The sequence below is a fragment of the Brevibacterium sp. CSND-B09 genome, from assembly GCF_052906525.1.
Genome location: NZ_JBREGI010000001.1, coordinates 1,684,900 through 1,699,094, shown reverse-complemented (window position 1 = coordinate 1,699,094; position 14,195 = coordinate 1,684,900). Strand labels below are relative to the sequence as shown.

The 14,195-nt window shown below is 63.6% G+C and carries 14 protein-coding genes; 7 read left to right on the top strand and 7 right to left on the bottom strand.

Annotated features, from left to right (window positions below):
* The first annotated feature begins 80 nt into the window (after positions 1-80).
* The 6 genes from ACU4IU_RS07690 to ACU4IU_RS07665 all read left to right on the top strand — a co-directional run bounded on the left by ACU4IU_RS07690 (position 81) and on the right by ACU4IU_RS07665 (position 6,500).
* Entirely contained in the window at positions 81-1,292 is a 1,212-nt protein-coding gene (locus ACU4IU_RS07690) for a PucR family transcriptional regulator (protein ID WP_446656373.1), read from the top strand.
* 9 nt (positions 1,293-1,301) lie between these two features.
* Positions 1,302-3,650 carry an MMPL family transporter gene (locus ACU4IU_RS07685; RefSeq protein ID WP_446656372.1) on the top strand — a complete coding sequence of 783 codons (2,349 nt, stop codon included), beginning with the start codon at positions 1,302-1,304 and terminating at the stop codon, positions 3,648-3,650.
* 306 nt (positions 3,651-3,956) lie between these two features.
* A complete protein-coding gene (locus ACU4IU_RS07680) occupies positions 3,957-4,418 on the top strand; it encodes a MarR family winged helix-turn-helix transcriptional regulator (RefSeq protein WP_446656371.1) in 462 nt (153 codons plus the stop codon).
* Between the two features lie 65 nt (positions 4,419-4,483).
* Positions 4,484-5,539, top strand: a complete 1,056-nt coding sequence (locus ACU4IU_RS07675) for a pirin family protein (protein ID WP_446656370.1) — start codon at positions 4,484-4,486, stop codon at positions 5,537-5,539.
* Positions 5,540-5,646: 107 nt separating this feature from the next.
* Positions 5,647-6,021 (top strand): GNAT family N-acetyltransferase, encoded by a 375-nt coding sequence (locus ACU4IU_RS07670; protein ID WP_446656369.1) that lies wholly within the window; start codon positions 5,647-5,649, stop codon positions 6,019-6,021.
* 8 nt (positions 6,022-6,029) lie between these two features.
* The gene (locus ACU4IU_RS07665; RefSeq protein ID WP_446656368.1) at positions 6,030-6,500 is read left to right on the top strand and encodes a carboxymuconolactone decarboxylase family protein; all 471 of its coding nucleotides are present in this window, start codon (positions 6,030-6,032) and stop codon (positions 6,498-6,500) included.
* A gap of 72 nt (positions 6,501-6,572) precedes the next feature.
* Here the strand turns inward: ACU4IU_RS07665 and arr are convergent, their stop codons facing one another.
* Positions 6,573-6,986 (bottom strand): NAD(+)--rifampin ADP-ribosyltransferase, encoded by a 414-nt coding sequence (gene arr / locus ACU4IU_RS07660; RefSeq protein ID WP_139469517.1) that lies wholly within the window; start codon positions 6,984-6,986, stop codon positions 6,573-6,575.
* Positions 6,987-7,221: 235 nt separating this feature from the next.
* On the opposite strand from arr, the gene ACU4IU_RS07655 reads away from it, so the two are divergent.
* Complete coding sequence (locus tag ACU4IU_RS07655) at positions 7,222-8,529, top strand: Nramp family divalent metal transporter (RefSeq protein ID WP_446656367.1); 1,308 nt, start codon at positions 7,222-7,224, stop codon at positions 8,527-8,529.
* A 141-nt stretch (positions 8,530-8,670) separates the two neighbouring features.
* Here ACU4IU_RS07655 and ACU4IU_RS07650 read toward each other — a convergent pair whose 3' ends face one another.
* The 6 genes from ACU4IU_RS07650 to ACU4IU_RS07625 form a co-directional block, all read right to left on the bottom strand.
* Positions 8,671-9,699 (bottom strand): aldo/keto reductase, encoded by a 1,029-nt coding sequence (locus tag ACU4IU_RS07650; RefSeq protein WP_446656366.1) that lies wholly within the window; start codon positions 9,697-9,699, stop codon positions 8,671-8,673.
* Entirely contained in the window at positions 9,696-10,121 is a 426-nt protein-coding gene (locus ACU4IU_RS07645) for a MerR family transcriptional regulator (RefSeq protein WP_139469514.1), read from the bottom strand. The genes ACU4IU_RS07650 and ACU4IU_RS07645 overlap by 4 nt, the downstream gene beginning before the upstream one ends.
* Before the next feature lie 60 nt (positions 10,122-10,181).
* Positions 10,182-10,979, bottom strand: a complete 798-nt coding sequence (locus ACU4IU_RS07640) for a hypothetical protein (RefSeq protein ID WP_446656365.1) — start codon at positions 10,977-10,979, stop codon at positions 10,182-10,184.
* 159 nt (positions 10,980-11,138) lie between these two features.
* A complete protein-coding gene (locus tag ACU4IU_RS07635; protein WP_446656364.1) occupies positions 11,139-12,422 on the bottom strand; it encodes a TRAP transporter large permease in 1,284 nt (427 codons plus the stop codon).
* Complete coding sequence (locus ACU4IU_RS07630) at positions 12,422-13,066, bottom strand: TRAP transporter small permease (protein WP_139469511.1); 645 nt, start codon at positions 13,064-13,066, stop codon at positions 12,422-12,424. Before ACU4IU_RS07630 ends, ACU4IU_RS07635 begins: the two co-directional genes overlap by 1 nt.
* A complete protein-coding gene (locus ACU4IU_RS07625; RefSeq protein WP_446656363.1) occupies positions 13,066-14,100 on the bottom strand; it encodes a TRAP transporter substrate-binding protein in 1,035 nt (344 codons plus the stop codon). Before ACU4IU_RS07625 ends, ACU4IU_RS07630 begins: the two co-directional genes overlap by 1 nt.
* Positions 14,101-14,195: the final 95 nt, after the last annotated feature.

The window sequence follows — 14,195 nt, the reverse complement described above, 5'->3', positions numbered from 1 at the left end:
GCTAGATTTGTAAGAATCACAAAGCCGTGCCGACGGCGCGGAATGATGCAGCAGGCGAGTGGGAGCAGAGGTGAAATCCGATGGATTCGAGCCGAGACGCCCTGGCGCGAGAGCGGATCTTCGATGAGCTTTTGAGCGCGATGAATTCTGCAGATCCGCTTGAATCGGCGCTCTCCCGGGTAGCGCGGATGAGTCGGGGCGCAGGTCTCGTCATCAACGAACTCGGCGAAGTCGTCAGGTCCGTCGGTTCCGCCCCGGTCCACCTCATCGCCCGGTGGACTCAGGAGGAGGTCGTCGGTCCGGCGACACCAGCGGGCTGGGCCGAGTCGACGTCCGGTGCGATCGGCCGCTGGAAGGTGCACGCTCGGACAGTGCGACTACGCAGTCGCACCCATGTCATCGTCGTCGCCGACCACGTCGATGACGAAGGGGCCGGTACTGCCGGCAGCAAGCGCAGAAGTGGAACTGGGGAGGGCAGGGCTGGCAGCTACACGGACACCACCCACCCTTCCGCCGAGGTGATCCTCGATGTTCTGTCCAAACTCTTGCGCGCCTTCGAGGGATTCGAGTCCTTTTCGATCAGCAATCGACGGGAGGAATCGTCGCGGGTTCTGCGCGACTTGGAAGCCGGTGTCTCTCCCGGTCGCGAACCGGCGCTCTGGCGGGTCCTCGAGACCTTCGGCTTTGCAGCCTACGAGCCGATTCGCGCCCTGCGCCTCCGCATCGACGCCTCCGACTCGGGGCATGGGAAACCGACCCCGAACCCGGGGCGCGGCCTGGTCATCAAGGATTCCGGGCACGTCAGTTCGATGGTCGAACGGACCGCGCTGTGTACAGCAGACTTCGATATCGAGGGTAGCCTCGACGATTTCGGCCTCATCGGAGTCGGGGTCTCCGGACTCTTCACGGCACTCAGTCAGGTACCGGAGATGCTGCAGACGGCGGACGTGGCGCTTGCCTCGGCGGGGGAGTCGAGGTTCGCTTTCGTCGATCGCATGCGCCCGATCGAATGGGCGGCGGCCCGCATGAGTTCACGATTCGACAGCCGCCTCGTCGCTGCTTTCCTCAACCCGATAATCGCCAAGCCCGAATCTTCCACCACACTGCGCACCTACCTGGAAAGCGGCGGCAACATTTCTGAGGCTGCAGGTCGGCTGCATGTGCACGAGAACACTGTTCGTTACCGAATCGGGCAGATCGAGAAGGTATTGGGCGCACGCCTCACCGATCCACGGACGGCCGCAGAAATCGTCCTCGCACTGCAATGTCTCGATTCCGCCGAACACGCGTAGCCTGAGACCATGCCCCGTCACCTCCTGACCTCGACGCCGCCGAACCCCGACCCTCGCCGAGGGGGTCCCGCCGGTGACGACGTAAACGGCGCCGACACAGCTGCCGCGCCCAAACAGCACCCCAAGGGTCCCGTCCGCGGCCGTGGGGCACTGCTCGCACTCTTCGCCGTCCTCCTCGTCGCCTGGGTCGGCATCTCCGGTGTCGGAGGTCCGTACTTCGGCAAGATCTCCGAGGTCGCCACGAACGACCGCTCATCGTTCCTCCCCGAATCCGCGGAGTCCACTCGCGCCCAGGACCAGATCGAGAAGTTCAGCGACCTCGATTACGTTCCCGCCATCGTCGTGCTCGAGAACAGCGACGGAGTCACCGACGACGACCGGTCCCGGCTCGATGAATTGACGAAGACGCTCGAAGACGACGACCTGCTGGCCGCAGACCCTTCACCGGCCATCCCGTCCGATGACGGCGAGGCCCTCCAGCTCATCCTCCCGGTCTCCTCGACGACCACCTCCGACGACGTCGAATCCATCCGAGACGCGGTCGGCAAGGTCTTCCCGACCGCGGTCGCCGCCGATATGACCTCGGACCAGTCCGCGGAAGCACCGACCACCGTGGCAGACGTCCACGTCACCGGTCCGGCGGGATTCTCCGCTGACCTCTCCGAAGCCTTCGCCGGCATCGACGGCATCCTCCTGCTCGTCGCGCTCATCGCCGTCTTCGTCATCCTCATCATCGTCTACCGGTCCCCGCTGCTGCCCGTCATCGTCCTGTTCACCTCGGTTGCCGCGCTCGCCGCCTCGATCTTCATCGTCTGGCATCTCGCCGACGCCGGAATCCTCCTGATCAACGGGCAGGTCCAAGGCATTCTCTTCATCCTCGTCGTCGGCGCCACCACGGACTACTCCCTCCTCGTCGTCGCCCGGTTCCGCGACGCGCTTCTCCACGAACCCGACCGAGTCAGAGCCGGATTGAGCGCCCTCAAGGGGGTCCTCGAACCGATCGCGGCCTCCGGAGGAACCGTCATCGCCGGGCTCCTCGTCCTCCTGCTCACCGACCTCGCCTCGACCAGGGCGCTCGGACCGGTCGCCGCGATCGGCATCGTCGTGGCGATGTTCGCAGCACTGACCTTCCTGCCCGCCGCCCTGATGATCATCGGCCGCGCCGTGTTCTGGCCCTTCCTTCCGCACGTCCAGGCCGAGACGGCCAAGCCCAAGCGCGGAATCTGGGCCCGAATCGCCGAGGCGGTCGCGCGGCATCCGCGCCGCATCTGGGTCACGCTCGTCATCCTCCTCGCCATCCCGCTGCTCGCCCTCTCGCAGTTCAAGGCCGAGGGAGTCCCACAGTCCGACTTCGTCCTCGGAGACTCCGAGGCCCGCGACGGCCAGGACATCCTCGCCGAGCATTTCCCCGGCGGCTCCGGATCGCCGGCGCAGATCGTCGTGGCGGAAGACGAACTCAGCGATGCCGCACAGGCGGTCGGCCGCCTCGGCGAGGTCGAGTCGATGACCGTCGTCGCCAACGATTCCCCGAGCGGGACGCTGTCCATCGGCACGGACGGGGAGATCGACCCACCGCGCGGAATGCCGAGCGGGGCCGGGCCGGACACGTCCGGTCAGTCGGGCGGGTCCGGTCAGTCGGAGACGCCGGCCCCCACTGAGGTCGACGGCAACGTCCTGTTGGAAGCGACGCTGAAGTCGGTCGCGGATTCGGACGAAGCCGAAACCGCGGTGACCGAGATCCGCAAGGCTGTGCACGATATCGACCCGGATGCCCTTGTCGGCGGGGAATCCGCGGTCGACCTCGACACGAACACCACCGCCGAGGCGGACCGGGCCTTGGCCATTCCGCTCATCCTCGTCGTGGTCACGATCGTGCTCATCCTGCTGCTGCGGTCCCTGCTGGCACCGCTGCTGCTCGTGGCGCTGACCGTGCTGTCCTTCGGCACCGCGCTGGGCGTCTCCGCTCTCGTGTTCAACGACGTCATCGGGTTCTCCGGAGCAGACCCCTCGGTGCCGCTCTACGCGTTCGTCTTCCTCGTCGCGCTCGGCATCGACTACAACATCTTCCTCATGTCCAGGGTGCGGGAGGAGTCACTGCATTTGGGAACCCGTGCGGGCGTGCTCAAGGGACTCGTCTCGACGGGCGGGGTGATCACTTCGGCGGGAATCGTGCTGGCCGCGACCTTCGCCGCGCTCGCCGTCATCCCTGTGATGTTCCTCTTCCAGCTCGCCTTCATCGTCACCTTCGGCGTCATCCTCGACGCGATCCTTGTGCGGTCGCTCATCGTGCCGGCGCTCGTCCACGACATCGGGCGCAGCGTGTGGTGGCCGTGGCGGAAGCGGATTCCGCGGGATTGAAGCGCGGATGTCCCCGGACTGGGCGGGTGGGTTCCGCAGGGCCGGAAAGCGGATGCCCTGGGTCTGAGCGGAGAGGCGGGAGGCAATACGATACCCCCGGCCGGTGATGAAGGGTCGTGGGGAGACCGTCTTCATCCGTGATCGCCGGGGGTTCGTGGGGGATACTCCGGTACTTCGACGAGGGGATCGTCGACGTGGCCCTACAACTCAGGGCCAGGTATACCATTGAACTACGATTTTGTTGACGGCGCAACAAATGTGCCGCCCGACACGTCAGCCGGCAGTTCGTGAGGGATAGAAGGGCAGATGGAAGAGACGACTCCCGTCAGCAGCATGATCAGGCAGAACGGCCCGGTCAAGATCGCGGCCTGGCGGTTGATGATGGAGAAATATCAGGACTTCATGACGCGGTTCGAACACGAGTTCCGGACCCGTCACGGGCTCAGCGCCAACGAATTCGATGTGCTCATCAACGCGTCGACCTCGGCGCAGGTCAGGCACCGCGACCTGCTTCGCAGTCTGGTGATCAGCCGCAGTGCGCTCAGCCGCCTGCTCGGCAAACTCGAGGGGCGTGGGCTCGTGACCCAGGAGCCCGACCCGGAGGATCACCGCGGTGTGCTCGTCGCCCTCACCGAGGCGGGGCAGAAGCTCTGCGCCGAGGCGGCTGAGACGAACGGTGAGATCATCATCTCCGCCTTTTCCGGTCTCACGGACTCCGAGGCGGAGGAGATCTTCGAGCTCGCGTCCAAGATCTGCCCGGTGGGGTAGGGGAGCGATCCGCAGGGGAGAGGAGACCCCTCCCCGCCCAGTGAGAAGACGGCTAGGCTGTGGCCATGAGCAACGTTGAGACCCGTCCCGAGCAGGTCGTCTGCAAGGCCGGGGGACTGCCCGGGCCAGCCTGTGACCAGCAGGGACGTTCCCCTGTCGAGATCATCACCTCCCGCGACGTGCCGCTGGGCGGACCCCGCGCGATGACCGTGCGGCGGACCCTGCCGCAGCGCCAGCGCTCCCTCATCGGCCCCTGGTGCTTCGTCGACCACTACGGCCCGGCCGATGTCTCCGTCACCGGCGGAATGGACGTCGCACCCCACCCACACACCGGGCTGCAGACCGTGAGCTGGCTGTTCGAAGGCGCCATCCAGCACATCGACTCCGGCGGCAACTCGGGCCTCGTCCTACCCGGCGAGGTCAACCTCATGACCGCCGGCGCCGGCATCTGCCACTCCGAAGTCTCGACCGACGACACGACGACGCTGCACGGCGTCCAACTGTGGCTGGCCCTGCCCGATGCCGCTCGCCACCAGCCCGAACGTGAATTCGAGCACTTCGAACCCGAGCCGGTGTCGCTTGACGGCGGGGAGATGCTCGTCTTCCTCGGCCGCCTCGGCGGAGGGTCGTCGCCCGTGAAAACGCACTCTCCGCTGCTCGGAGCGGAGATCCGCCTCGATCCGGGCGCCATCATCGACCTGCCCGTCGATCCGCGGTTCGAGCACGGCCTCCTCGTCGATTCCGGTGATATCGCGCTGGAGAACGTCGGTCTGCCGGTCGCGGCGATCGGCTACACGGGCACCGGCGTCGAGGAGCTGCGCATCGCCAACCACGGCGACGAACCCGGCCGACTCATCCTCATCGGTGGCGAGCCCTTCGGTGAAGAGATCGTCATGTGGTGGAATTTCATAGGCCGCACGCACGAGGAGATCGCCCGGTACCGCGAGGAATGGCAGGCCGAGGGCGATCGCTTCGGCGCCGTCGAGGGATACGTCGGCAAGGGCGGGCCCGGTCAGAACGCCGATGGCATGGGCAGGCTCCCCGCGCCGAGGATGCCCGACGTGACGATCAAAGCGCGGAGGAATCCGCCCCCGCAGGTCCAGGGCGGACCCGCGGAATAAGTTCGCGCCGATTTCTGTCCTAGTCAGCGGCGACAGAATTCGCCGCGTCAGTCAGTCGGCACAGAAGAACCCGAGACCCAGCCGCCACAGCAGAAGGAGCGTCAACCATGTCGAAGACATTCGAAGACAAGACCGGGGCCGAGGTCACGGTCTCGTTGAACGAATCAACACAGGCCTACGAAGTCGCCGTGGCCGACGGGACAGTCGCCGGGAGCGCATTCTTCCTGCCCGGACCCGATGCGGAGACCGAACGCATCTTCTATCACACTGTCGTCAACGAGCAGTTCGGCGGCCGAGGGCTGTCGAAGTTCCTCGTCGCCGAGGCGCTCGATGACTCCAGTGAGCGTGGCGTGACCGTCGTGCCCGTCTGCCCGCTCTTCGTCAAGAAGCTGCAGGAGACCGGCGACGACTACATCGCTCAAGGCGGAAAGTTCCGCAATGCGACGGGTGCGGATATCGACATCGTCAAGCGGCAGGCGTGAGTGAGGGCATGAGCAACGCGAGTCGACCATTCATCGACAAGATCCACCCCGAGAACTACAAAGCGCTGGCCCAGGCGGCCGCGAGTTCCCGGAAGGCGTCGCGCGAGGCGGGTCTCGACGATGCGCTCATCGAGCTCGTGAACACGCGGGTCTCGCAGATCAACGGCTGCCGCACCTGCCTGAGCATCCATGCCCCGGCGGCCAGGAAGGCTGGCGTCTCCCAGCTCAAGCTCGATGTGCTGCCGAGTTGGCATGAGGCCGAGATCTTCTCCGATCAGGAGTTCGCGGCGTTGACTCTGGCCGAGTCGTTGACTGTGTTGGATAAGTCGGAAGATCGCGATGCGATCGCCGCCGAGGTGGCGCAATTCCTGACGACCGAACAGATCTCTGCGATCGAATGGTCGACGATCCTCATCAACGCGTTCAACCGCATCTCGATCGCCAGCGACCACCCGGTGTTCGGAGCCAAGCAGGACTGAGCCCACGCGGTGTTCGGAGCGAAGCGAGGTTGACTCCTCTCGGGCGCAGTGGGACGTGCCGCCTCGGCGGTGTCAGTTGATGATCTCTTTGCTGTCATCCTCACGGATGGCGGCGAGGCGTTCGCGCCACATCTGCAGGTCCTGCTCGCTCAGGCGTTTCCAGTCGGTGAGCTCGCGGACGATGCGCAGCGGTTCGGTGCTGCGGAATGAGCGGGTGGGGTTGCCGGGGAACTTCTTGTCGGTGACGTTCGGGTCGTCGACGTAGTCGCCGAGGGGTTCGACCTCGTAGACGTGCGGTTGCCCGCCGTTGAGGGCGGCCACCTCGGCGGCTAATCCTGCACCGTCGGGCAGGGCCGTGAAGTAGATGTGATTCATCGTCACTTCGGGTCGGTAGTTCGAGGCGAAGCCTGCGGTCAGCAGGTCTCCCGGTGCGAGTTCGGCACGGGTGCCGTGGAAGAAGGGTCCCTCATCGAGTGCGTCAGCCATGGCGTCGAATATACGCTCGAAGACTGCGAATCGGCCTCGGATTCGGCGACTAGAATGGGCCTTGAGCGGTTGACGCGGAGCGTTGCGGAACGGATTGAGGTAGCGGCGTTTCCCGGGTGGTGAGACTTTCGTCCCGGAATGTGACGACCTCGGCCATACTCTCCTGAGCGAACGATGCCCGTGCGAACGATTCCGGCGGCGTCGACGAACTCACGTGAAGGAGCCCACCCCGCCAATGTCCGCCGAAACGACATCGCAGACGAATAACGCCGCCTCGGCGCCGACATCATGGGCTGGACGCCTCCGCCTCATCGGTCCGGGGATCGTGTTGGCGCTGGCCAGCGTCGGAGCTTCGGACATGATCACTACGATGAACTCCGGCGCCGAATACGGTCTGGCGCTCATCTGGGTGTTCACCGTCGGCATCATCCTCAAGTTCGTCCTCTCCGAGGCGGTATCGCGGCTGCAGATGAGCGGCGACCGATCCCTGATCTCCCATCTCACTCGATTCGGCGGGCGGACGTTCCCGATCCTCTTCCTCATCGCGGAGCTGCTCGTCGGGCTGTTCTTCGGAGCCGGAGTCGTCGCGGTGACGACGACGATCCTGCAGGCGATCTTCCCGGTCCTCCCATTCTGGCCGACCGCGATCGTTGTGCTCCTGTCCGCCGCGGTTCTTGTCGGCATCGGCCGCTACGGGATCGTGGAAAAGGCCATGATGGGCTTCGGAATCATCATGTTCTTCGGCATCCTTGCCCTGGCGATCTCGGTGTTCCAAGGCCAGGACGCTCAAGCTGTGGCTGCAGAGACGACCATGCCGACGTTCCCGAACACTTCGATCATCACGGTGATGTCGCTCATCGGCGGGGTCGGGGGAGCGACCGGCATCCTCGCCTACTCGTTCTGGATCCGCGAGAAGGCGTGGCGGACCCCTGACTGGAAGCCGGTTGTCCGCCTTGACCTCGTCATCAGCTATGGACTCGTCTTCATCTTCGCCGTGGCGATGAGCGCTGTGGGAGCCTTCATCCTCTACGGGCAGGGCTTCACTATTGCGGACAATGATGCGCTGTTCGCGATCGCCGATGACCTGGTGGGTCGGATCGGTGAGACCGGGCGGTTGGTGTTCCTCATCAGCTTCCTCGCCGTGGTGTACACGAGTGTCCTCGGCGGGTTCTCGGGCATTGCCTACGTCACTGCCGACTGCCTGCGCGTGCTGCGTCGGTACCCGCACCAGGACGAGCCGGCCAATGAGATGTCGGCGAGGTCGATCGAGTTCCGCGGCGTCCTCGTCTACCTTTCGATCGCGACGTTGGTCATCATGAGCCTCGGCAAACCCGTCGCCCTCGTGCTCGTCTACGCGGCGATCAGCGCGTTCATCCTGCCGGTGCTCGCCCTGGCGCTGCTCGTCATCCTCAACCGCTCATCCGTTCCGGCTCAGCTGCGCAACACGAAGTGGTCGAACGTGCTGCTGGCCGTGTGCTTGGCCCTGTTCGGGTTCCTCGCTGCCCTGCAGGTCAAAGAGTCGGTGATGGGTTTTATTGGTTGAGGCGTGACGAACGGTAAAGTACCAGGTCAGGGTGGGTGATGTTCGGGCAATCCGACGTTGCCGACGATCGGCTACGCTACTGTTTGCGGAGTCTATACGCTACCGTTTGCGGGATTCATACGCTGCTGTTTCGCGTGTCCTTCACTCCCGTCCGGAACTGATCCACTTCGGGCTGTCGACGATGTTGCGACCGCCTTCGACGAGGGTGCGGATCTCATCAAGTCGCCGCATGTCTTCAGGCTCGAGCCGCAGGTCGAGAGCGCCGAAGTTCTCCAGACTGCGTTCGGGCTTGCGGGAGCCCGGAATCGGAACCGCGCGGACTCCCATCTCTGCTGCACGGTGAAGGAGCCAACCCAACGCCACCTGAGCATTGGTCGCTCCGTGACGGTCGGCCACCTCGGCGACGATAGAGACGATCCGCTGGTTGGCATCCCACGCATCACCCATGCGCGCGGTCCCGCCGCGGACATCGCCTGCCACCTGGTCCTTCGTCAGGGTTCCGGTGAGGAATCCGCGACCCAGCGGGCTGTACGGGACGAACCCGACCCCGAGCTTCGCGCAGGCGGGCACAACGTGGTCTTCAACATCACGCGACCACAGGCTCCATTCGGATTGGACCGCGGTGATCGGGTGGATCGCATGGGCACGACGCAGCTCGTCCGCGGTGACCTCGGACAGTCCGATGTGCGCGACCTTGCCGGCCGTGACCAGCTCGGCCATCGCCCCGACCGTGTCCTCGATGGGAACATCGGGGTCCGGCCGATGCAGATAGTAGAGATCGATCGAATCCACGCCGAGGCGGCGCAGCGAAGCATCGCACGCTGAGTGTGCGTACTCGGGTCGTCCGTCGGTTCGTTTCGTCGATCCGTCGGAGAGCGTTCGCAGCCCGGTGATGCCGAATTTCGTGGCGAGCTGGACATCATCGCGGCGCCTGGCGAGGAACGGAGCGAGCATCTCCTCGTTCGTTCCAGCGGGACCGGTGGTGCCCTCGCGAGGTTCGCCGTAGACGTCGGCAGTGTCGAGCAGAGTGATGCCGGCGTCGACCACCTTGCCAAGTGTGGCGCGTGCATCGTCGTCAGTGGTGTCGCCATAGACGTGGGACAGGGCCATGCAGCCGAAGCCGATGGGGGAGACCTCGAGGTCGCCGAGGCGGCTGGTTGTGGTGGTCATGAGTGGTGTCCTTTCGGAGAATGAGAAGTGTCGTCGGGAGCGCCGCCGTAGACGGCGATCTTGTATTCGGTGGCGGTCAGTGCTCGTTCGAGGTCGCGGATCTGCTCGATGATCCGCTGCCGTTGGTCGCGCATAATCTGCAGGCGTTCAGGGGTGGTCGACTCGCCCTGGTTGACGAGGTCGACATAGCGGGTGAGTTCGGAGATGCCCATGCCCGAGGACCGCATGCGCACGAGGAAATCGAGCCGGTCGACGGCTCTCTGGTCGAAGACGCGGCGACCTGAGGGTGAACGTCCCACGTGGAGCAGCCCTATGCGTTCGTAGTACCGCGCAGTGTGTGCTGTGATGCCGAGTCGGTTGCAGACTTCGCTGATCGATAGGGTCTCGATCGGAATCGATGCACTGTCCGTAGTAGGTGGCATAGCGTCAACGCTAGAGGTTTGAGTGCACTCGAAGTCAAGGGATCGAACTAGGCAAATCCATCAAACATATCGAGAACTGCTGTACCAAGAGGCAGACGGTGGCGCAGAGGTTCTTTCCTCTTCCAACTTGTATTTGAGAGGCTCAAGTAGAACAGTGAGTCCACCAGCGCCGATCACCCACAACATCATGAGGTAGAACATGAATCCTCTGTTGTCACCAAGCTGAGTAAACAGATTCATATGAGGCTTGGGAGACTCATACAACATTGCTATCACTGCGCTTCCAGAAATAAGTTGCCAGTTCGCGACTCGCTTCAAGAGCAGAAGGGAATTGATCTTCATCTCGGGCTTTGGCTGCTCTACCAGCGTGGCTCCGATCGTGATGAACACGGCCGAGAAAGCGGCTGTGGCCCCGGCCATAGGGCTGACCCCGGTGAGCCATAAAGCTGGTCCAGCTACACAGATCAGCGTTGTTGTCAGCCCCCACAACCAATAGCCGAGCCGGGCAGAGCCGACAACGATGAAGAGAGGGTCGGCCCGATGTTTTGCTCGCAAATGGAATATCAGCATATAAACACCAGTGACGATCAATGGGCTTGTGAACACCGATGCGATCTTTGGCATTGCCTCATACCAACCGACTGAAATCAACGAGCGGGCGAAGACGTACTCGACGAGCAAGTACAGAATTGCGGATACAAGGAGTCCGAGGAGAATAAGCGCAAGCCCGGGCCACCACTTTGTAGAGCCGGCTTCGAAAACTTTGCGGCACCAGAGGAACAGTTGCAACATTTTGGTCCGAAGAGTCTTCATCATCGCTTCCTCATCCATAACCGGGTGCCCCTGCGGGCTTGCCATTCGTAGACAAATTCTTTCGTCCGGTACTGACACGGAGCCGGTTCGGTGTCCTAGAACGGCAGATGCTGGTTGATGTCTGTTGTAGGAATAGAAACGGGGCGACGTAAGCGAAACTTCACAAACGCCGCCCCGCAACGGTCGGTCATCACTGCCGAAGTGTCACCCCACGAACGCGGTAGCGAAGAACGGCACGAACGTCACCAGCGCGAGTGCCGCCAGCAGCACCAGCGCACTCGGGATCGCGGCTTTCGCCACTCCCATCACGCTCATCCCGGACATGCCCGATGCGACGAACAGGTTGAGGCCGAGCGGCGGTGTGATCATGCCGATCTCGAGGTTCATCACCACGATGATGCCGAAGTGGATCGGGTCGATGCCCAGCTCCATCGCGATCGGCAACAGGATCGGGGCGAGGATGAGGATCGCCGAGGACGTCTCCATCACGCAGCCGACGAACAGCAGCAGGATGTTGACGAGGATGAGGAACTGCCACGGCTGTAGGTCCCATTCGGTGATCGTCGTCGAGATCTGACCAGGGATCCGTTCGCTGGCGAGCACGAAGGTGAAGAGAATGCCGTTGGCGATGATGAACATGACCATCGCCGAGGTCTTCACCGACGCCAGCGTGACCTCCCACAGCTGCGAGATCTTGATCTCGCGGTAGATGAGCAGCGACACGACCAGCGAATAAGCGACGGCCACGGCGGCCGCCTCGGTGGGGGTGAACCATCCGGAGTAGATTCCGCCGAGGACGAGGAACGGCAGCGCAAGGGCGAGAATCGCATCCCGGAACGCCTTCAACTTGTCCTTGTTCGACATCCGGAAGCCGACCCCGGCGTGACCGTAGCCCTTCTTCCAAGCGACGAACACGGCCATGCCCAGCAGCATCACGCCGGCGAGGATGCCCGGCAGGACGCCTGCGAGGAACAGGTCGCCGATGTTCTGCTCGGTGGCGATGCCGAAGACGATGAGCGGAATCGACGGCGGGATGAGGATGCCCAACGACCCCGAGGTGGCGACGAGGCCCGTGGAGAATTCCTTCGGGTACCCGTTCTTGATCATCGCCGGGATCATCAGCGCACCGACCGCGACGACCGTGGCCGGTGAGGACCCGGAGACCGCGGCGAAGAACATGCACGCGAGCACCGTGGTGATCGCCATGCCGCCGCGTAGGTGCCCGACCATGGCCGCGCCGAAATCGGTCAGCCGCCGGGAGATCCCGCCGCGGGACATGATGTTCGCCGCGAGGATGAAGAACGGGATCGCCATGAGCGGGAACGAGTTGAGCGCATTGAACAGTCGTTCCGAGACCTGGGTCATCGGAATGAGCGTGAAGTAGTAGAAATAGACGATGCTCGTCAGGCCCAAAGCGACCGCGATCGGCGCCGAGGTGACGAGCAGTGCGATGAGGACGACGATGAGGACGATGGTGGCTTCGAACATCAACGATCGCCTCCCTTCTCGTCGGTCCCGCCATCGCCGAGGCGGTCGCCCCCGTTGGCTCCCTCCACGCGGTTCGCGCGGTCGCTTCCGTCATCGACGATCGCGAGGTCGTCGACGTCGATGCCGACGGCGGCGGCCTCCTCGGCGAGGACATCCTTGTCGAGCTCTGTCGCAGGAGTGCGCAGGGCGCGGATGGTCATCTCCACCGCCCGAATGAAGAACAGAGTCATGCCCACGGCCAGCGAGAGTTCGACGACCCACAGCGGCAGCTTGAGCGCCGGGGTGATCGTCGTCCGCGAGAACGGTTCGGTGATGAGCGCCCACGACAGGTAGGCGATGAAGCCCGCGTAGACCAGAGTGGCGAGTCCGCCGAGGACGACGAAGAACTTCTTCGCCTTGCCCTTGAGCAGAGCAGGCATGATGTCGACGGCCACATGCTCGTTGTGGCGCAGGGTGACCACCGCGCCGAAGAACGTCGAGAAGATGATGAGGTAGATGACCGCCTCTTCGGACCAGAAGAGAACGTCACCGGTGATATTGCGCAGAAGCACGGCGAAGACCGCCAAGGCGGTGGCCGCGATGAGGCAGCCGCCGGCGAGGACGTTCTCGAGCCGACTGAGGTACTTGTCGATGGTCTTCATCATCAGCCCCTCTTCTCGTTGCGTTCGAGGAGTTCGTCGACGACCTCGGGACCGATGACGTCGCGGTACTTCTCGTATTCGGACGGCACGACCATGTCCTTGAAGGCTTGGCGCTCGTCCTTGCTCGGGATGACGATCTCCGTGCCGCCGGATTCCTCGATGGTCTTCTTCGACTCTTCGTTGACCTTCTGAGCTTCCTTGCGGTTGAACTCGCTGGCCTCATCGGCGGCCTCGTCGACTGCGGTCTGCAGGTCGTCGGGAAGCTCGTCGTACCAACGCTTGTTCACCGTGAGGATGTAGCCGATGTAGCCGTGATCGAGTTCGGTCACGTACTTCTGGACGGTGTGCATGTTCTGCGACTGGATGTTCGAGTAGGTGTTCTCGCCTCCGTCGATGAGACCCTGCTGCAGTCCGCTGTAGACCTCGGCGAACGCAAGCGGAGTCGGAATCCCACCCCAGGTCTCGAACTGGGTGCGCAGCACGTCTGAAGGCTGGATGCGGTACTTCTTGCCCTTCATGTCTTCGGGTTTGAGCGTCTTGTTGTTCGAGTGGATCTGCTTCATGCCCGAATCCCACAGACCGAGGACTTTGAGCCCGTTCTCCTCGAGATCGGGGTTCGCGTAGATGGCCTTGCCGATCTCGGTATCGGGACTGGCGACCTCGGGGATCTCGTCGGGGTCGTCGAAGATGAACGGCAGGTCGAGAACCTGCAGGCTCGGTGCGATCGTCGTGAACTTCGCGCTCGCCGGGGCCAAGACCTGGACGGCATTGGACTGGATGGCCTGCATCTCGTCCTTATCGCCGTAGAGTTCCGAGTTCGGGAACACCTCGACCTCGATGCGGCCGCCGGACTTCTTCTCGACCTGTTCGGCGAAGAAGTCTGCGGCCAGTCCCTTCGGTGTGCCCACCGAGGTGACATGGGCGAAGCGCAGTTCGAATTTCTGTTGGTCTCCGCTGCGTGCGGGATTGCATCCGCTCAGCAGCAGGAGGCTTATCGAGAGGCCCGCGATGAGCGGCTTCCACCTCGGTCGTCTCATTGACGTCATCGTCAGCTCCAGTCTGGTTGGCCAGGGGCGATGCCGATCGGGAGCCTGCGTGTGGACGAACTCGGCGTAGAAGACGGCTGGTCATT

Bases quoted from the DNA above. Each gene is read 5' to 3' on its own strand.
- ACU4IU_RS07690 (WP_446656373.1), top strand. From the start codon at position 81: ATGGATTCGAGCCGAGACGCCCTGGCGCGAGAGCGGATCTTCGATGAG.
- ACU4IU_RS07685 (WP_446656372.1), top strand. From the start codon at position 1,302: ATGCCCCGTCACCTCCTGACCTCGACGCCGCCGAACCCCGACCCTCGC.
- ACU4IU_RS07680 (WP_446656371.1), top strand. From the start codon at position 3,957: ATGGAAGAGACGACTCCCGTCAGCAGCATGATCAGGCAGAACGGCCCG.
- ACU4IU_RS07675 (WP_446656370.1), top strand. From the start codon at position 4,484: ATGAGCAACGTTGAGACCCGTCCCGAGCAGGTCGTCTGCAAGGCCGGG.
- ACU4IU_RS07670 (WP_446656369.1), top strand. From the start codon at position 5,647: ATGTCGAAGACATTCGAAGACAAGACCGGGGCCGAGGTCACGGTCTCG.
- ACU4IU_RS07665 (WP_446656368.1), top strand. From the start codon at position 6,030: ATGAGCAACGCGAGTCGACCATTCATCGACAAGATCCACCCCGAGAAC.
- arr (WP_139469517.1), bottom strand. From the start codon at position 6,986: ATGGCTGACGCACTCGATGAGGGACCCTTCTTCCACGGCACCCGTGCC.
- ACU4IU_RS07655 (WP_446656367.1), top strand. From the start codon at position 7,222: ATGTCCGCCGAAACGACATCGCAGACGAATAACGCCGCCTCGGCGCCG.
- ACU4IU_RS07650 (WP_446656366.1), bottom strand. From the start codon at position 9,699: ATGACCACCACAACCAGCCGCCTCGGCGACCTCGAGGTCTCCCCCATC.
- ACU4IU_RS07645 (WP_139469514.1), bottom strand. From the start codon at position 10,121: ATGCCACCTACTACGGACAGTGCATCGATTCCGATCGAGACCCTATCG.
- ACU4IU_RS07640 (WP_446656365.1), bottom strand. From the start codon at position 10,979: ATGGCAAGCCCGCAGGGGCACCCGGTTATGGATGAGGAAGCGATGATG.
- ACU4IU_RS07635 (WP_446656364.1), bottom strand. From the start codon at position 12,422: ATGTTCGAAGCCACCATCGTCCTCATCGTCGTCCTCATCGCACTGCTC.
- ACU4IU_RS07630 (WP_139469511.1), bottom strand. From the start codon at position 13,066: ATGATGAAGACCATCGACAAGTACCTCAGTCGGCTCGAGAACGTCCTC.
- ACU4IU_RS07625 (WP_446656363.1), bottom strand. From the start codon at position 14,100: ATGAGACGACCGAGGTGGAAGCCGCTCATCGCGGGCCTCTCGATAAGC.